The 18,412-nt window shown below is 52.4% G+C and carries 16 protein-coding genes and 1 riboswitch; of the genes, 6 read left to right on the top strand and 10 right to left on the bottom strand.

The window, feature by feature from the left end; all coding sequences use genetic code 11:
- Window positions 1-26: 26 nt before the first annotated feature.
- A complete protein-coding gene (locus tag MUB23_RS10885) occupies window positions 27-929 on the bottom strand; it encodes a DMT family transporter (RefSeq protein ID WP_244800509.1) in 903 nt (300 codons plus the stop codon).
- Between the two features lie 339 nt (window positions 930-1,268).
- The gene (locus MUB23_RS10880) at window positions 1,269-2,621 is read right to left on the bottom strand and encodes a D-alanyl-D-alanine carboxypeptidase family protein (RefSeq protein WP_244800508.1); all 1,353 of its coding nucleotides are present in this window, start codon (window positions 2,619-2,621) and stop codon (window positions 1,269-1,271) included.
- Window positions 2,622-3,234: 613 nt separating this feature from the next.
- Between MUB23_RS10880 and MUB23_RS10875 the strand changes: the two genes are divergently transcribed.
- The 3 genes from MUB23_RS10875 to MUB23_RS10865 all read left to right on the top strand — a co-directional run bounded on the left by MUB23_RS10875 (window position 3,235) and on the right by MUB23_RS10865 (window position 7,983).
- Window positions 3,235-5,973 carry a heavy metal translocating P-type ATPase gene (locus MUB23_RS10875; protein WP_244800507.1) on the top strand — a complete coding sequence of 913 codons (2,739 nt, stop codon included), beginning with the start codon at window positions 3,235-3,237 and terminating at the stop codon, window positions 5,971-5,973.
- 348 nt (window positions 5,974-6,321) lie between these two features.
- Window positions 6,322-7,056: an ABC transporter ATP-binding protein gene (locus tag MUB23_RS10870; protein ID WP_244800506.1), complete on the top strand. Its 735-nt coding sequence runs from the start codon at window positions 6,322-6,324 to the stop codon at window positions 7,054-7,056.
- On the top strand, window positions 7,057-7,983 hold the full coding sequence (locus MUB23_RS10865) for a SufB/SufD family protein (protein ID WP_244800505.1): 927 nt from the start codon (window positions 7,057-7,059) through the stop codon (window positions 7,981-7,983). It abuts the gene before it with no gap.
- A 158-nt stretch (window positions 7,984-8,141) separates the two neighbouring features.
- Here MUB23_RS10865 and MUB23_RS19845 read toward each other — a convergent pair whose 3' ends face one another.
- The 8 genes from MUB23_RS19845 to argR all read right to left on the bottom strand — a co-directional run bounded on the left by MUB23_RS19845 (window position 8,142) and on the right by argR (window position 14,528).
- Window positions 8,142-9,812: a sirohydrochlorin cobaltochelatase gene (locus MUB23_RS19845; RefSeq protein WP_330641855.1), complete on the bottom strand. Its 1,671-nt coding sequence runs from the start codon at window positions 9,810-9,812 to the stop codon at window positions 8,142-8,144.
- 5 nt (window positions 9,813-9,817) lie between these two features.
- Window positions 9,818-10,588 (bottom strand): cobalt ECF transporter T component CbiQ, encoded by a 771-nt coding sequence (cbiQ, locus tag MUB23_RS10850; protein WP_244800504.1) that lies wholly within the window; start codon window positions 10,586-10,588, stop codon window positions 9,818-9,820.
- On the bottom strand, window positions 10,585-10,893 hold the full coding sequence (locus tag MUB23_RS10845) for an energy-coupling factor ABC transporter substrate-binding protein (protein WP_244800503.1): 309 nt from the start codon (window positions 10,891-10,893) through the stop codon (window positions 10,585-10,587). Before MUB23_RS10845 ends, cbiQ begins: the two co-directional genes overlap by 4 nt.
- Window positions 10,894-10,905: 12 nt before the next feature.
- Window positions 10,906-11,643: an energy-coupling factor ABC transporter permease gene (locus MUB23_RS10840; protein WP_244800502.1), complete on the bottom strand. Its 738-nt coding sequence runs from the start codon at window positions 11,641-11,643 to the stop codon at window positions 10,906-10,908.
- Window positions 11,644-11,785: 142 nt separating this feature from the next.
- Window positions 11,786-11,970: riboswitch (cobalamin riboswitch) on the bottom strand.
- A gap of 96 nt (window positions 11,971-12,066) precedes the next feature.
- Window positions 12,067-12,747: a hypothetical protein gene (locus MUB23_RS10835; RefSeq protein WP_244800501.1), complete on the bottom strand. Its 681-nt coding sequence runs from the start codon at window positions 12,745-12,747 to the stop codon at window positions 12,067-12,069.
- A gap of 259 nt (window positions 12,748-13,006) precedes the next feature.
- Window positions 13,007-13,189, bottom strand: a complete 183-nt coding sequence (locus MUB23_RS10830) for a ubiquinone biosynthesis protein UbiE (protein WP_244800500.1) — start codon at window positions 13,187-13,189, stop codon at window positions 13,007-13,009.
- A gap of 14 nt (window positions 13,190-13,203) precedes the next feature.
- Window positions 13,204-13,968 carry an NAD(P)-binding domain-containing protein gene (locus tag MUB23_RS10825; RefSeq protein ID WP_244800499.1) on the bottom strand — a complete coding sequence of 255 codons (765 nt, stop codon included), beginning with the start codon at window positions 13,966-13,968 and terminating at the stop codon, window positions 13,204-13,206.
- Window positions 13,969-14,027: 59 nt separating this feature from the next.
- A complete protein-coding gene (argR, locus tag MUB23_RS10820; RefSeq protein WP_244800498.1) occupies window positions 14,028-14,528 on the bottom strand; it encodes an arginine repressor in 501 nt (166 codons plus the stop codon).
- A gap of 260 nt (window positions 14,529-14,788) precedes the next feature.
- Here argR and MUB23_RS10815 point away from each other — a divergent pair, with 260 nt between their 5' ends.
- The 3 genes from MUB23_RS10815 (at window position 14,789) to MUB23_RS10805 (ending at window position 18,294) form a co-directional block, all read left to right on the top strand.
- A complete protein-coding gene (locus MUB23_RS10815; RefSeq protein WP_244800497.1) occupies window positions 14,789-15,829 on the top strand; it encodes a glycosyltransferase family 2 protein in 1,041 nt (346 codons plus the stop codon).
- Window positions 15,830-16,670: 841 nt separating this feature from the next.
- Window positions 16,671-17,141, top strand: a complete 471-nt coding sequence (locus MUB23_RS10810) for a hypothetical protein (RefSeq protein ID WP_244800496.1) — start codon at window positions 16,671-16,673, stop codon at window positions 17,139-17,141.
- Window positions 17,142-17,223: 82 nt separating this feature from the next.
- Window positions 17,224-18,294 (top strand): tetratricopeptide repeat-containing glycosyltransferase family 2 protein, encoded by a 1,071-nt coding sequence (locus MUB23_RS10805; protein ID WP_244800495.1) that lies wholly within the window; start codon window positions 17,224-17,226, stop codon window positions 18,292-18,294.
- Window positions 18,295-18,412: the final 118 nt, after the last annotated feature.

Genomic DNA, 18,412 nt, shown 5'->3' with positions numbered 1-18,412 from the left:
ATACCCGAAGTTTTCCCCTCCAGATGTCACTTGATATTGGCCAGATATACCCCTCCGACAATCCCGATCGTCCCGATGATCTGAGGGGAGGAAAAGGGTTCCTGCAGGATTAAAACTCCGGCCAGGATAGAAACCGCCGTGGAAAGCCCGACAAAAGAAGACGCCTGGTTCGTCCCGATTTTTCTGATCGCTGCGTTGGATAAGAAAAACGCGAACACAGAGCATCCCAGCCCTTGATAGAGTACAGCAATCAGAAAGTTTTGGTCTGAGAACGGCAGCCTGAAAAACTCCGTTAAGGTTCCCGCCGACTGATTTTGAAAAACAGCAATGGCTGTGAATACCACGGCACCCATGGCGATCATCCCATAAGTTTTCTCAAAATCCGTAAAACCATCCGCCTTTTCTGCAAAAACACAGTATAGGCTATAGGAGGCGACGGCGAGCAGCAGCATCGAATACCCAGATAACGAGAATGACGCCTCCATCCCCTTTGCCAGCACACAGCCCAAAACGCCGGCCAAGGTAACCGTAATTCCGATGATCTGCATCTTTTTCGGCTTTTTCTTCAAAATCAAGGACGATGCCAACAATGTTCCGACCGGGATGCACGCCAAAAAAGAACCGCTCTCCGAGGCTGTCGTCGCTCCGATTCCCACAGTTTCCGCTATAAAATAGATCGTGGGCTGAAACACTGCGATACAGAAAAGAGGGAGGAGATTCTTCCCTTTTAAATGAATGCGGGCAATTCCAGTGAGCAGGCAAAAACTCATGGCCGCAAAGGCAATCAAGAACCGCCAGCAAAGGAGCGTCATTACGCTTGCCGACTCTGTTGCCTGTTTCGTGAACAGATAACTAAAACCAAACAAGATTTCACAAAGAGCAGCGCTGCTGCAGCCGCTCAAAATTTTATTTTTCGACAGTCTTGTCATATCTATCTCCGTTCTCTCTGTGTCTTCCTCACCGAATCCGTCCTACGGGCTGCCCTGTTCTCTCCCTGGTTCTGGCCTGGAATATTGCCAAAGTTTTCGGCGTTCCCATTGAAGAGATCTTTACTGTGGAGGAGGATTGATTCTCGCGCAACGCGGCTGGGATAGGAAAAGCCAGTGAACGCCAAGGGAGCTGCAAAAAGTTACAATTCTTTTTGCAGCTCCCTATTTTGACAATCAGCCGGCGGCTGATCCTATTTCATCCAGTTTTGCATCCTTTGGCCCTTGTAAGTCCGTCCGATGGGAAACCCCAAAAATAAGCGCGCCTTTGCGGATGATGAATTACCAGCGGCGGCGACGGCGCTTTCTCTTATAGCGGCTGCGGGAACGGCGTCTGTGCTTGATCTGCTGCCAGTTATACGCCACAAAAAAGATCCCGAATGCCACAAGAAGTACGGCAAGACCGATTCCAACCCACATTAAAATCTTCATCCAAGAAAATCCGCCTTCCGACTCAGATTCCGGGGCCTGCGTCGTTGTCTCCGGCTCTGTTGCCTGCGTAACCGGTTGCTGAACCGTACCGGAGAAATGAACCGCTCCGGCCTTTTCTCCATTGATGCTATAAGCTATGGTTCCAGAAAAGCCGTCCGCTCCTTCCGTCTGTTCGACCTTTGCCGTCAGGTTTTCCGGCTTTACCGAATTCGGCAGAACCACCCAAGCATCCTCTTCCGCGACCGTGTATTCAACCTGAGGTCCGTCCGCGTCGGACCCTTCTGCCAAACGCTGCCTTGCGTCATCCGCCATCGAATACCAGGTAAAATTGTTAAAGCCATATTCAAACAAATTCTTCGTATCGCTGGACCGGTTGCCTTTTTGACTGTTCATGATAACACAGATCAGCTCTGCGTCGTCTTTTTTTGCGTAGGTCACCAGAGAATTTCCCGCGATCTGCGTATAACCGGTTTTACCCGCGATAGCATAGTCGTAGGGAGTGTCCCCGCCCTTTAAAAGAGGATGTTTCGTCGCCACCCAGGTACTTTCCGAATGTTTATTCGTGGGAGGAATTTCATAGACTGTCGTAGAATCAATTTCCAGGAATCCCGGCGTATTTAAAGCTTGCCTCATAATAATTGCCATATCATGGGCCGTGGTAAAATGATCCTCGTCATTCAGGCCGGAAGGATTTTTAAAACTGGTGTTGGTGCAGCCCAGTTCTTTGGCCCGCTCCGTCATCTTTACGCCGAAATCTTCGATGGTTCCCGAAATGTGCTCCGCCAGAGCCTGAGCCACCTCGTTGGCGGACGCCAGAAGAAGCGCGTAGAGGCAATCCTTGACACACATTTCTTCGTCTTCTGTTCTGGCGATATGCGTCGCGCCGTCTTCCAATTCGTGGGTTGCGCGGTAAGAAAATTTCACCGTTTCATCCATAGAGCAATTTTCTAAAGTCAACAGTGCTGTCATGACCTTTGTAATGCTGGCTGGATGGTATGCAGTGTTGGCGTCTTTTTGATACAGGATCACGCCTGTCTTTTTGTCAATCAAAATTGCTGTCGGAGAATTGACCTCAGGTGGGTCTACCTTCTCTCCGGCTATTGTCCAAAGCGGATCCGCAGCCGGCTCTGCATAGACCAGCGTACTGCCCGCAAGGAGCAATCCGACGCAAAGAAACAATACGCATCGAAACCATTTCTTCATGTGTACTCCCCTTCCTCACCCTTGCGGGCGAGTCTTTCTTCGTTCTAACTAAAAAGCGCAAAGCAGCCGCTTTTCAGCCATGATACCACACGCCTCGCCATGTTCTGCCGCAGGCCGGCGGGTATCCTTTGAATGTCTTTCGATATTATAACATATACTCCGATTCGAGGAAAGATCTTTGTAGATTACTGGAAATAATTTTTCGCTTTTCTGCGCAACCTAAGAAAACTAAATGATTCGCTGAAATGAGGGGGCCTCCCACTTTGGTGATTTTCCATTCGGCTTGCAGAGTTTCTCTCCCACTTAGGCCGATAAAACTCTCACGAAACGATTCCCCTCCGACACGACACGGCCATTCTCCCTGAGCTCAACGGATTCTGACCAAGTGTTCTCATGATACTATGTCTCCGACATAGTATCGCTCCGCTTCGGGCCGGTATAATGTCTGGCGACATTATACCATATCATACCAGAAAAGAAAATCATTTTTCTTGTTCCGTCAAAAATCATTTCAAGACTCATTTTTTCTCTCTTTCCTATTGACAAAGCGATTTATATATATTATTATATGAACAAGAATTCATATATTCATATTCCAGTGAGGAGAGATTTTATGGAAAAAAAAGTTTACTACATCCAATCCATTGACTGTGCCAACTGCGCCGCCAAAATTGAGCATAAAATCAACCAAATGCCTGAGGTCCAGGAAGCAATCTTAACCTTTGCCACCAAACAGCTCCGTATTACCGCTGAAGACCCGGACGCACTGCTTCCCAAAATCCAGGCGCTTGCAGAAGCCGTCGAACCTGGCGTGACTATCACCCCTAAGCGGGAACGCCGCCCTCCGGCTCCTGCCCACGCACACAGCCATCCAGAAAATTCCGCCTGTGAAATAGAACAGGAACATGGACATTCCGACTGTGACTGCGGCCATGACCATGAGCATCACCACGAGCATTCCGACTGTGACTGCGGCCATGAGCACGAACATCCGCATCACCATTCCGACTGTGGCTGCGGCCACGATCACGAGCATCCTCATGAGCCGGAACAGAATCATCCGCATGCCAGCCATGACGGGGAGCAGGGGCATTCGCACGGTGACGGCGCTTCTCTGGTAAAAAAGGTCTATTACATTTACAATATCGACTGCGCCAACTGCGCTGCCAACATTGAGCGTAAGATCAATCAAATACCGGAAGTTCAGGAAGCAGTCTTAACCTTTGCCACTAATCAGCTCCGCATTACCGCCGAGGATCCGGATGCTTTGCTCTCAAAGATTCAGGCAGTGGCCGAGGCGGCGGAGCCGGGCGTGGTGATCACCCAGAAAAAAGGCGGACGCCCTTCCTCATCCGAAAACGCCGCCGGTCATTTGAATCACGCGCACGAACACGGCGAGAAGCAGGGGCCCTCTCCGGAAAACAGCAAGCAGGCCGGAGACCGCTTCTCCGAGAGCCACTCAGGAGACCGGCGGGAATTGAAAGAGCAGGCTGCTGGCGGGAAAACTTCTTTTTCTCTTCGGAAGCTCCTGGCTCATCCACTGACCGCATTGATTGCAGGAGCCGTTTTATTTATCGCCGGGGAACTGACGGAATTTCATTCCACACTCTCCTTCATCCTGTTCCTGGTTGCTTATCTGGTTCTCGGCGCGCCGATTCTAAAGACGGCCGGAACGAATCTGCTCCACGGTAAAATTTTTGACGAAAACTTTTTGATGAGCGTCGCCACCCTGGGAGCCTTTGTGATCCAGGAATTCGGCGAAGCCGTCGGCGTTATGCTTTTTTACCGGATCGGTGAATATTTCGAAGAACGCGCGGTGGAACGGAGCAGAAAGCAGATCATGGACGCCGCCGATCTTCGCCCGGAAACCGTGCAGCGCCTGGAAAACGGCCGCACAGAGACCATTGCCGCTGAAGATGCGGTTCCCGGAGACCTCCTTCTGGTGCGTCCCGGAGACCGTATTCCGCTGGACGGCACGGTTGTGGAGGGCGAAAGCCGGCTGGACACCTCGCCGATCACCGGCGAGCCGGTACCGGTTGCCGTAGCGCCGGGATCTTCCATTCTTTCCGGCTGTGTCAACACTTCGGGGCTTTTAAAGATTCAGGTAGAAAAGCCGCTTTCCGAATCTATGGTCAGCCGTATTCTGGAATCTGTAGAAAATGCTGCTGCCGGCAAACCGCAGATGGAACGTTTCATCACCCGCTTTGCCAGAGTTTACACGCCTATTGTCCTGTTGTTGGCGCTTGGCACCGCCCTCATCCCCTCTTTCCTCACAGGAGACTGGAATTACTGGGTGTACACGGCTTTGACGTTCCTGGTCATCAGCTGCCCCTGCGCCCTGGTGCTCAGCGTACCCCTGGCCTTCTTTTCCGGAATCGGAGCAGGTTCCAAGAGGGGGATCCTTTTTAAAGGAGGGCTTTCCCTGGAAGCAATGCGGAGGGTAAAAGCCATTGTCATGGATAAGACCGGAACCATCACCGAAGGAACCTTTGCTCTGCGCTCCTGTGAAGCAGCGGCCGGAATTTCCGAGCAGGAGCTCCTTGGCCTGGCCGCTGCCTGCGAGACTTCCTCTACGCACCCCATCGGCCAAAGTATCCGCGACGCCGCAGCTGAAAGGGGCATATCCCCGGCAACGCCGGAAAACATAGAAGAAATCGCCGGAAAAGGCATTCTGGCGCGCATTCAAGGCTCCGAAGTGCTCTGCGGTAACCGGCGTCTCCTGGAGATGAAACAGATTCCCTACCCGTCACTCTCGGATCCTTCCGGCAGTGAAGTGTTATTGGCGAGAGACGGCGCCTATGCGGGGCGGCTCCTCATCTCCGATCAGCTAAAGGAAGATTCCGCCGCTGCCATCGCAAGGCTGCGGGCGGACGGATTTAAGACCGTTATGCTGACCGGCGACACGGAAGAAGGCGCAGCCCGCGTGGCAAAGGAAACCGGTGTTGACAGCTACCGATCCCGTCTGCTTCCGGAGGAAAAACTTTCGGCTTTGCAGGAAGTCCGGAAAACTTATGGCCCGGTCATGTTTATCGGGGATGGCATCAATGACGCGCCGGTTCTGGCCGGAGCCGATGTGGGCGCCGCCATGGGCAGCGGAGCCGATGCTGCCATTGAGGCCGCCGACGCCGTCTTTATGACCTCCCGCCTGAGTGCAATTCCCCAGGCGCTCCAGATTGCCAAGGCGACCAGCCGGATCTCCGTGCAGAACGTTGTCTTTGCCCTAATCGTCAAAGCACTGGTCATGGTTTTGGGGCTCGCCGGAGAAGCATCCATGTGGATGGCCGTATTTGCCGACAGCGGCGTCGCCATGCTCTGTGTGCTGAATTCCATCCGGATTTTGTACAAAAAGTAGCCGGAAGGAAATCTGCCGGAAAGAGGCCGTGAGAAATTCCGCCTATTTTTCTAAAACAAACAAAACTCTGACGAAAAATAAAGAAATAACGCCGGGAAAACCTTGCCCAGCGCGACTCACCTGTGCTATACTGTGAAATTAGGGGATTTCTCCCTCAGGGCGCAGTATAGCACCTTTTTTGTTTGATAGGAATTTCTATCAAACAAAAAAACGCTCCGCTAAGGAAGCACACGCAAATGCAAAGGAAGATGTCGCTGACGCGACGCATTTGCGGCGCAAAATTTCGCAGAGCGAAATTCTTTTTATCCCGGACGGGCAGCCGTTCCGAACTTACAAGGAGGATTACCATTGCTTACGCTAGAAAATATTTCCTTTGACGTGCCGGCGGAAAAGGGAGAAATCGGCATCATCCGGAACATTAGTCTGAAGATCGAAGACAATCAATTTCTGGTAATCACCGGCCCCAACGGCGGAGGAAAATCCACCCTGGCCCGGCTGATTGCAGGGATTGAAAAACCGACCTCCGGCCGTATTTACTTTGACGGCGTGGACATCACGGAAAAAAACATCACCGAGCGCGCCAACATGGGGATTAGCTTTGCCTTTCAGCAGCCGGTGCGCTTTAAGGGGGTTCAGGTCCTGGATCTGATCCGCCTGGCAGCCAAGAAAAAATTAGCTCCCGCCGACGCTTGCGAATATCTCTCCGAGGTGGGCCTTTGCGCCAAGGATTATATTAACCGGGAAGTGAACTCCAGCCTCTCCGGAGGAGAACTCAAGAGAATCGAGATCGCCACCGTACTGGCCAGAGGCAGCAGGCTTTCGGTCTTTGACGAACCGGAAGCCGGTATCGACCTTTGGAGCTTCCAGAACCTGATACAGGTCTTTGAAAAAATGCGCAGACAGACCCAGGGATCCATCATGATCATCTCGCATCAGGAGCGCATCTTGAATATTGCAGACCGCATCGTGGTGATCGCAGACGGACAAGTGACCAAAGAAGGGCCAAAGGACCGGATTCTGCCGGAAATCCTAGGAACCGCTTCCGCTGTGGACGCATGCAAGTTTTATCAGGAGGACAAATAAATGCAGGGAATAGACGAAATTCAACTGCGCCTGTTGGAAGAGATTGCGGGGCTGCATGAGGTTCCCGAAGGCGCGTTTAATATCCGGGCCAATGGCCAGCTGGCGACCCGCCACAACACGGCCCACATCGAGATCGTCTCCAAGGAAGACGGGACCGGCATTGATATTCATATTAAACCGCACACAAAAAAAGAAAGTGTGCATATCCCTGTGGTGCTGAGCCAGAGCGGGCTTACCGAAATGGTTTACAATGATTTTTATATCGGCGAGGACTGCGACGTGACGATCGTAGCAGGCTGCGGCATCCACAACGGCGGCGACGCGGCGTCCCAGCACGACGGCATTCACCGTTTCTTTGTCGGAAAAAATTCCAGAGTAAAATATGTTGAGAAGCATTACGGAAGCGGCGACGGCCGCGGGAAGCGCATCATGAATCCGACCACCGAGGTCCATATGGAAGAAGGCGGATACATGGAGATGGAGATGGTTCAGATCAAAGGCGTGGACTCCACGAAGCGGAGCACCGCCGTGGATCTGGCCGCCGATGCGAAACTGGTGATCAAAGAGCGCCTCCTGACCCACGGAACACAGGACGCCGTCAGTGAAATCATCGCCAACCTCAACGGGGACGGCTCCAGCGCCAATATCCTCTCCCGTTCCGTGGCTAAAGAGGATTCCACTCAGACCTTTATCGCAAAGATCTATGGAAATGCCAAATGTGCCGGACATACCGAGTGTGATTCCATTATCATGGACAACGCCAAGGTCAGCTCCATCCCGGAGATCACTGCCAACAACCCGGATGCCGCCCTGATCCACGAAGCTGCAATCGGAAAGATCGCCGGGGAACAGATCATAAAGCTGATGACCCTAGGTCTAACCGAACAGGAAGCAGAAGCTCAGATTGTCAACGGCTTCCTAAAATAAACATAAAATCCAATACCGTTCACCAAAAAAGCAGACTCCCAACCAGCAAACCGTTCCGTTAAGAAACGGCCGTCTGGTTGGGAGTCTGCTTTTTATAAGAAAGAGTTCGCTGTCCCACGCATGTGTGCGCAGATTTTCGCAGAACGGAGTATATTTTGTCAGGATAAATGAAGAAGGTTCCAGGCTTCCTTCAGATGGCGGACCAGGAGCTTGCGGACCGCCGGATACTCTCCCAGCCCCTTCATCACGCAGGCGACCTCAAAGCCTTCCTTCTCCAGCCGTTTTTTCCAGGATTCCTCTCCTTCCCCCGCCATATCATTTCTGGCATGTTCCCCCGCCACGATCATAAACGGGGCAAGCGTGATGCGGGTGGGGCGCGCTTCCCTCAGCATGCTGAGAATCGTCTCCATCGACGGGTATGCCTCCACCGTCCCCAGATAGACATTGGGACTTCCGGAGTTTTTAAACTGATAGTCCAGCGCCGCATAGACGGAATTCGCGTGATGCGTGGTGCCGTGTCCCATCAGTACCAGCGCCTCGTCCCTGGAAAGGGATGAAAATCCCTCCTGCACTGCGCGGATCACAGCCTCACAATCCGCCGTGCCGGAAAGAAGAGGTTCTCCAAAAGTAAGGGAGAGAAACTCCTCCTGTCGGGCTAGGGCGTCCGCCTTCATCCTCTCATTTTCGATGCCATTGACCATATGGGTCGGCTGGATCAGCACATCGGTGATCCCGTCCGCCCGCATCCGTTCCATGGCCTCCGGCACACTGTCGATGAGGAGCCCTTCCCGTTCCCGAAGTTTCCGGCGGATGATCCCGCTGGTCCAGGCACGGTAGACCGGCCAGCCGGGGAACGCCTCCGAAAACTCCTGTTCTACCGCTTCAATCGCTGATTTTCTGGCCTCCTCACAGGTGGTGCCGAAGCTGACCGCCAGGATTGCCTGTTTCCGCTCCCTCTTCTCCCCTGCATTTCCCCGATAAGCCCGGTCCTGAATCTGCTCGATGTAGGTCTCCAGTATTTTCAGATTCCGGGGAACCGGGAGGGATGCGCTCAAAATGCCTTTTTTACACAAGCTGTCAAAAAGCTGGAGACAGGCGGGCTGCTCCAAGTTTGTCTGAGCCAGCACCGAAGGATTGGAGAACACCTGCTCCGGCGATCCGTGCATTTTCACCTTGCCTTCGTGAAACAGCAAAACCTCATCCGCCCAGTCCATAGCAAAATCCACATCGTGGGTGGAAATCAGAATCGTGATCCCTCTCTCGGACAGCCGGTCCACAATCCCGCGGACCATGCGGCTGTGTTTGGGGTCCAGCGCGGCCGCCGGTTCGTCGAATATGATGATTTCCGGGTCCATGACCAGGATGTCGGCAATCGACACTTGCTTTTTTTGCCCCCCGCTTAACGCATGGGTCGGCTTATGGCGAAACGGTGAGATTTCCAGTTCTTCGATCACCTGCTCCACGGCTTTTTCCGCATCCGCCTCCCCGGCTCCCAGATTGAGAATCCCAAAAGAAATTTCCTGATAGACGCTGGCGGAAAAAAGCTGGTTGTCCGGATCCTGAAAGACGATCCCCACCTTTTTGCGGGCCTCCAATAGGCCCTTTCGGTTGTAGGCAATGGGTTTGCCGTCCAGATACAAAGTTCCGCGGGAAGGCTGGTGAATGCCATTGCAGGTCAGGAAAAACGTGGATTTTCCGGAACCGTTGGCCCCCATAACCGCCACTTTTCTTCCGCGCTCAATCTCCAGAGAAAGCCCGTTCAGGGAATGCGATTTCTCATCGTCATAGGAAAAATAAATATCCTCCGCTTTTATCACAACATCTTTCATGTGAATCATCCTCTCTCCAGCAGCCAGATCAAAAGCAGAGCCGCCTCATATAAAATCACCGCGGCAATCGCTTTTTTCCGCGGTGGGTAATTTTCCTTCAAAACCCGGATCTCCCCGTCATAGCAGCGGGCCTCCATAGCATCATAGAGAGCGCCGGAGCGTTTCATCGCACGGATAAAAAGAACCGAGACCATATTTCCAAACGATTTCAGGGAGGTCCGGTAGTTCCGGTTCCCCAGCCTGCTGTGCTGCGCCGTGGTGATCGCGGACGCCGTGTCCAGCAGAACAAAGATATACCGGTAAATCAAAAGCATCAGTTCGATCAAGATGCGCGGGCAGTGCATGGCGCGCAGAACATTTAAAATATCCGGCATCGGGGTGTGGAAGGATAGGAAATAGAGGCAGGAAACCGCTGCCAACGCAGTAAAAATCAATTGCCCTGCATATTTCAGAGAATTCCAACTGCCCGTCAGATAATGGTTTCCAATTGGAATCGCAAAAAGATCGAGAGGGATCTCCCGGTATCGTACCAGGATCGCAATCGTACTGAAAATCAAGAAAGCCAAGGGAAGCGTCAAATATTTCAAATAACGAAAAAGGGGGATTCCCCCCTTGTATACGGTGAGAATCCCATTGACCGCCAGCGTGATCCCTGCAATGACAGGCGAACGACTCACCACGCAGATCAAAAGCGTAGCCCCTGCAAATGCAAATTTCACTCCGGCGTTTTCATAGCGTAGCTTGGATTGATAGCAAAGCTTATCAATGGCAATCATTCCGCCCCTTCTTCCTTCATCCATTTTTTACGCTCTACCAGGCGTCCCATGATAAATGCAATGATACCGACGCCGATTCCGGTCTGAAGGCAGAAAAACAGGCTTTCCACCTCACCAGGAAGTTCCCGGCCCAGAATCTTTTCTAAGATCGGGGTCGCCCAGGGTTCATATCCGGAATGTACTTCTTCCACCACCGTGCTGCCCGCGTCGTCGGATCCGCCGAATTCGCCGTCTTTCTTGGCAAAGAGCGGGATAAAAGCAATCAGCACACAGGCAATCAACAATGTGATTACAATTTTTTTCATTTTTCCCCCTCCTTATTTCAAAAAGCCGATTGCCTTCAGCTCCGGCTTGGCATAGTTTTCCAGCGCCATCATGACAACGACGGTCAGCAGTCCTTCAATGACGGCGAGCGGCAGCTGAGTCGGCGCAAATACCAGCATGAATTCCCCAAGCGCGCCGAAAAACGTGGTATCGGCGTGGTGAGCGATCGCGAGCTGTCCGGCCGTCACGCAGTAGGTAAACAGATCCCCAAGAAACGCCGCCAGAAAGATTCCCACCAACCGGTTTACCTTTAACTTCCGGCAAAGCTGATACACACCAAAAGAGACCAGCGGTCCGGCAATCGCCATGGAAAAGGTATTGGCTCCAAGGGTGGTCAGCCCGCCATGGGCCAGCAGGATCGCCTGAAACAGCAGGACAATGATGCCGAGAATGCTGACCGCGGCAGGTCCAAATAAAATTGCGCCCAGCCCAGTTCCGGTCATGTGGGAGCAGCTTCCGGTTACCGAAGGAATCTTCAGCGAGGAAATCACGAAGATAAAGGCGCCGGCCATTGCCAGAACCGTCAAGGACCGGCGGTTCTCATTGAGTTTTTTCCGAATCGAGAAAAAACCCGCGATTAAAAACGGCAGGCAAAGGGCTCCCCAGAGCACACAGTAGCCTCCCGGCAGATATCCCTCCATGATGTGCATGGCCTGCACCGAGGGCGAGAATCCGACCAGCACCGCCAGTGCGCCGGCCGCAAAGACAAATTTCTTTTGCAGTTTGGTCATTTTTTTCTCCTTTCACCTGATTTTACGGCGGAGGCCGACCCGATCTCCGGCCGAAAAAAAAGCCTGCGTCAGCAGGCGTCCGGACATAAAAAGCAGGCACGCTTTTTTCTGCCCAACACCCAGCCATCGTTCGTAACTGAATGCCAATTTCATGTGACAGGCAGGTCTTCTGACTCAAGGCATCCCGAACATTCGCCTTCCCGGTTACCCAGTGGCTTTTTGAATGTCCCTGCCTTTTACAGCGGCGCGACCGTGCAGGAATTTCACCCGCTTCCCTATTCTCCTGTGCGATGAAAGAACACAGGCACCTATCACATTCCATTTCTTTTTAATGCGCTCCTCCGCCGCTCATAAAACGACGGTAGCCCGAACTTTGCTTCATCCTGAAGCTATTTTTCATTCTAGCGTATTCGCCAAAAAATGTCAAACTATATCGGACGGGCGGCTTTCCAAAATGTGAAGGGAGCGCCTGGCTTCCTCCCCCAGGATCGAAGGCTCCCCCGCAAATCGGGATAAGTAGGATCTGCTCTCCCAGCAGGAAAAAGCAGACAGGCACAAAATCAATTTCCATTGAATCATCGGATTATCCCCCAGCCTGTCGGAGACGGACATGACTTTCCTGCCATTTTCCTCTGTATCCAATTCTCGGTGATAGAAAGCCAGATAGCCGACCGCGTCCAGGCATTCTAAGATCTGTTCGGTTTTACCTTTCTCCAGGACTTCCAGCAGCACAGGAAAAACCGAAGTATCCATTTTTCCCAGGCTGCGGGCCATCAGGTCCCTGGGCAGAGGAAAAGATTTCTTTGCCGATACCCGTGCCGGAAGTTTTTTGTGCTGATTGCTCCCGATCTTTCCCAGGCTGGCAGCCATCTTCCTTGCCGTCTCCCTCCCCCCGCGTTCCAGGCTCTCGCAGATGGCGAGGCGAGTATAAAGGCATGTCTCCTTTGACAGCTGCGCCAGCAATTCGCCGTCTGCCTGACCGACGGCAGAACCAAGACAAACCGCGGCGGCAGTCCTTTTTACCGGCTCGCTGCCATGCAGGATTCCGATCCACTCTTCCACCGATAAATCCGCCATCGAACTGACGTCTTCGTCAGATGCCATCCCTCTTCCTTTTCGCTGTGCTTCGGAACTTTTCAAATCTTCTCACTCCTGTCAATCGTTATTCTGAAACCGCCCTCAATCCATGCTCCCTTTGGTTCCCGCGCTCAAACAACGAGAAAATCCCCTTCGGAAGATTCTTGTGTAATAAAAAGGGACGCTGGAACCGGCTTTTTCCTTCCCAGCATCCCTGATAGATCTTGCGGCTAAACCGCATTCAATCGTTACTCTCGTTTCTTCCGCCCGGCCAGATCCGCTTATCCTATACGTCCTGACGGACCTTCTTTATTACCTCACAGCTCCCGCTGTGTACACAGTTAGGATAATCGCAGTCCGTCACCAACAAAATCCCTTCTCTGCTTTCCCGGTACTCGCAGACAACCGTTCGGCTCTGATTCCAGGCCCGGCAATATCCGCTGACAATCTCTTCTTGTTCCTCTTCCATCTGCTATACCTATCCTACTTCTTTCTGACGCGCTCTAAAACCGGATCCAGAACCTTCTGCCACTCGTCGAGCGCCCCTTTCTCTTCCAGATCATTCAGCGCCTGCCAGTTCAGGCCCCCCGGAGTCGCTTCCCTCGCCAATTCATCCAAAGGCCCTGGGAATTCCGCCGCCATCTGGGACAAAGCTCCCCAATAGGAAGTTAAATAAGTCCTCGCCTTCTCTTCCTTAAGTCCTTTGGACTCGCACCAGGATACCACTTTACTCAAGAGCATGTAATAAGGGCTCATCAAGGCCGTCGAAGTGCGCAGGATCGACATTTGCTCCCGCGTCTCAGCTTCTACAACCGTACCCAGGATGGAAAGCAGTTCTTTCACCTCCGGAACCGGCGGATATAACACCACCGGGCCGATCCGCTTCGCTGCAAAGGGAAGCGGAACCACGTCCGCAAACACAGCCAGCGGTCCCGTCAGCTTCGACGCTTCCTCCATATCCAGGGAGGGAACCAGGCTGATCAGTTTCTTCTCCGGGCCAAAATGCAGCTCCTCCAAAACCTTCATGGCCTGCTGCGGAAGCACGGCTAAAAAAATCCATTCCGATTCGTCCACAATCTGTTGATTCTCCAAGGCGATCCGCACCTGATCTGGATATCGATCCCGCAAGGCTTCCGCCCGTTCTTTCGTTCTGGGAGACACAAGTACGGACACGTCCCGGCCGCTTTCACAGAAACCGGTCACCAACGCGCTGCTGATAATTCCCGTCCCGATAAAGCCTAACTTCATACAGCCCCTCCTTATTGTACCGCTTGACACGGCTTTTTGACAAATCAAACGAATCTTTTTTACTGCCCCTTTTGAATTTCTCTTAAGGTCTGCACCAACTCCATGGCGCACGCTTCATCTCTGGTTACCACTAATACCGTATCATCGCCCGCGATTGTACCGAGTACTCCCGGCCACTCCATCGCGTCCATGGTTGCACAGACCGCTTGAGCCATTCCTGTATCGCTGTGAATCACCACCAGATTCTGAGCCGAATCCACATCCCGCACCGCAGCCTGATAGATGGAATAAAATTTATGCGGCGCGTGATATTTCCCCGAAGGTTTCCCGACCTCATAATGATAGCCTCCGTCGCTGTTGGCTGTCTTTACCAGACGCAGTTCCCGGATGTCCCTGGAAATCGTGGCCTGCGTTACCGGAAAGCCTTCCTCCTCCAACCGCTTGGAGAGCTCGTTCTGCGTTGCTATCTTTTCGCTTGCGATCAACTTTAATATCGCTTCCCGCCGCGTCATTTTCATGCTATTGGCATCTTTGCCATCTTTCTTTTCCTTGGAAGTCATGCTGCCTCCTGCTTCTTGCCCTGGCCCTGCCTTATCGAAGCGCAGAGAATTTATACGTTAATTTAGTATAATTATACATTTAAACAATGCAAATTGCAAGCGTCGAATCCTTGGTTTTCATTTCCAAATACCGATCCTTTAAAATAAAAATCTCCTTTTTTCGAAAGAAAGAGCAAAAACCTTATTTCTTCGCTTCTGTTTCGGAACCTATTCCCAAGGCTTGAAATAAAATAAATAGAAATTCGAATTATGGGGAAATAATGGCCACGATCAGTTTGTGCATGATTGTAAAAAATGAGGAGAGCGTTTTAGCGCGCTGTCTGAAAAACGTCCAGGATGCGGTTGATGAGATTATTATTGTGGACACCGGATCCGAAGATCGGACAAAAGAGATCGCCGGACAATTTACCTCCCGCATCTATGACTTCCCTTGGTGCAATGATTTTTCTGCCGCCCGCAATTATTCTCTTTCGCATGCAGAAATGGACTATTGCTTCTGGCTGGACGCGGACGATGTTTTGACGCCGGAAAATCAGCTTCGGCTGATTGAGCTCAAAAAGAAACTCACCCCTTCCATTGATTTGGTAATGTTGAAATATGAGATGGGATTCGATCAGGCCGGAATCCCCTCTTGTTCTTTTTACCGAGAGCGAATCTGGAAAAACCATGCCGGTTATCGATTTTCCGGCCGGGTCCATGAAGCCGTCCCTCCCGTCGGCAGGGTTCTTTATGGTGACGTTGTCATTGAACATCGAAAAGAGGCGACCATCTACACGGATCGAAATCTAAAAATATATGAAGAGATGCGCCGCGAGAAAGAAACCTTCTCTCCTAGAGACTTGTTTTATTATGCCAGGGAACTGTATTATTTCCGGAGGTATGCGGAAGCCATCGAGATCTTTTTACATTTTCTGGACCGGCCGGACGGATGGGTGGAAAACAAAATCGAAGCCTGCCGCATTCTGGCAGAATGCTATCGCGCCGTCGGAAAAGAGGAGGAACGCGCCGAAGCACTCCTGAAAAGTTTCTCCTATGATATTCCGCGAGGAGAAATCTGCTGTGATTTAGGGCAGTATTTCATCGATCACCGGAACTATGAGACGGCGGCGTGGTGGTACCGCCAGGCACTACAATCCCAGCTTTGTACCCAAAAGGGAGGGTTTTCTGCTCCGGAATGTTACCGGGAAATCCCATTGCGGCAGCTAAAATTGTGTCAGGAAAAATTAGAGAATCGGCCGCAAGTTACTTGTCTTAAGAACACCAACCCTTCTTTCGAACATATTCTAAAAAGAGAACGTTAAGGAGATTCATGCTATGTTTTTTCATAAACGCGAAAAAAAGGACCTAACTGCCCAGGAATTCGCTTCCGTTTGGGGTTGTCAGGATTCCTGTGAATGCCATGGTCCCAGAGGGAAACGGGGAGCGATCGGCCCTACCGGGCCTACTGGTCCTACCGGGCCTACTGGTCCTACCGGCCCCACCGGCCCTTCCGGCGGACCGACCGGGCCTACTGGGCCCACCGGTCCTACTGGCGCTACCGGCCCTACCGGCGCTACCGGATTAGCAGGCATTACTGGGCCCACCGGACACACTGGTGCTACCGGGGCTACTGGCCCTACCGGCGCTGCTGGCCATACTGGCGCTACTGGGCCTACCGGCGCTACTGGCGCTACTGGGCCTACCGGGCCCACCGGAACAGGTGCCACTGGCCCCACTGGTCCTACTGGAGCTACTGGTCCTACCGGGCCCACCGGAACTGGCGCTACTGGCCCTACCGGCCCTACCGGCCCTACCGGAACTGGTGCCACAGGCCCCACTGGGCCTACCGGGCCCACCGGAACTGGCGCTACTGGCCCTACCGGCCCCACTGGCCCTACTGGCCCTACCGGCCCTACCGGAACTGGTGCCACAGGCCCCACTGGGCCTACCGGGCCCACCGGAACTGGCGCTACTGGCCCTACCGGCCCTACCGGGCCCACCGGAACTGGCGCTACTGGCGCTACTGGCCCTACCGGCCCCACTGGCCCTACTGGCCCTACCGGCCCTACCGGAACTGGTGTCACAGGCCCCACTGGTCCTACCGGGCCCACCGGTCCTACCGGTGCAGCCTGTACGCCGGTTGAATGTGCCTGTGTTCAGCAAATGCGCCACGTTTTACAACAGTTGATTCAGCTCTACCCGAACGATAACCTCATCGTTGCGATGGAAGGCGGAAATAATGCCAGCGGCCGTCCGGGCGCTCTTTTGCCCGCGCCGAACAGTAATCCGAATTCTGGTCTATTCCAGTTAAATGATACGCACGGAAACCCGGATGAAGCGGTTTCCCTGTGCCGAATCGCCGCTGTCTGGATTACCAGCAGCACCTACAACAATAGCATCACTTATTTGCCTCAGCCGACTCCTGCACCTACGGGATGCGATGCCGACTGCCAGGCGGCAATACGCGCTTATCTGCCGGTTGGAACCACTGGCGTCAGTATCAATTCCGGCGGGCAGACAGTAGCAAAAGGTACAGTCCTGAAGAATGAGTACGGCATGACGGTTATTGCCGGCCCTAATAACAGCAATCCTGCCTTTGTCTCTAACTGTAAAATGGAAGTAATTACGAAGTAACCTATAAACTGTCTCACCGGAGCCGCAGGCAGATTGCCCCACGGCTCCGGTGGGATTTTTTGATAGCAGGAGGATCCTTAATATGACCTTGAGTCTCTGTATGATTGTAAAAAATGAATCTGACGTTCTCGCACGATGCTTGTCCTGTATGGAAGGAATTGCGGATGAAATCATCATTGTAGACACTGGTTCCGACGACAGAACTCAGGATATTGCCAGACAGTTTACCACTCATGTTTATGAATTTCCGTGGAGTGACGATTTCTCCGCCGCCCGCAACTTTTCCTTTTCTAAGGCTACCATGGATTACACCATGTGGCTCGACGCTGACGATTATCTGTCTGAAAAAAACCGTTTTCAACTACAAAAGCTCAAAGAAACGCTTTCCACCGATATGGCTTTTCTCCGATACGACGTAGCATTTGACGCACAAGGAAATCCCACTCTGTCCTATTACCGGGAACGCATCGTCCGTACTTCCCTGAAATATCATTGGACCGGTGAAATTCACGAAATAATCGTCCCTCAAGGAAGTATCGGGTATTTTGACATCCACATTGAACATCGAAAGCTGCATCCTACTGAAAAGGGACGGAACCTCCGTATTTTCCGGAAAATGCTTGCGGATGGAAAAACGCTCGACTCCCGTCAGCAATTTTATTACGCCCGTGAACTCATGTACAATGGAGACGACACGGCGGCCGAGGCGGCGTTTCTCCAATTTTTAGATGGCGGGCAAGGCTGGGTGGAAAATCAGATTTCCGCTTGCCTCGACCTATGCCGCTGTCAAGAACGCCTTGGAAAACCGGACGCCGCCCTGGCCACCTTGCTGCGCAGCTTCACCTATGATGTACCGCGCGCCGAAATTTGTTGCGAAATAGGAAAAGTTTTCCTTTCCCACGGACAATACCGGACCGCCGCATTCTGGTATGAGACTGCTGCCGCTAGCAATCCCGCCCCTCAAAACGGAGGATTTTGCCAGATCGACTGTTATGGATATATCCCCTGCATGCAGCTGTGCGTCTGCTATGACCATCTGGGAGAACGAGAAAAGGCTGAGACTTGGAACGAAAAAGCGGGAGCTCTAAAGCCAAATGATCCGGCCTATCTCTATAACTGCTCCTATTTTGCCGCACAAAAAAAAGAGGCTTGACAGAGATATTTATGAAATCAAGTCTCTGTCCTTCCCTCCGTATCTTTCCATCACCTGGTTCAACCAACAAACAGGCTTTCCATTCATCTCCTGGCCGGAAAGCCTGTTTCAGATATTA

The organism is Cuneatibacter sp. NSJ-177, from assembly GCF_022867805.1.
GTDB lineage: Bacteria > Bacillota > Clostridia > Lachnospirales > Lachnospiraceae > Pseudolachnospira.
The sequence above is the reverse complement of the archived record's forward strand: the minus strand, read 5'-3'. Positions and strand labels throughout refer to the sequence as shown.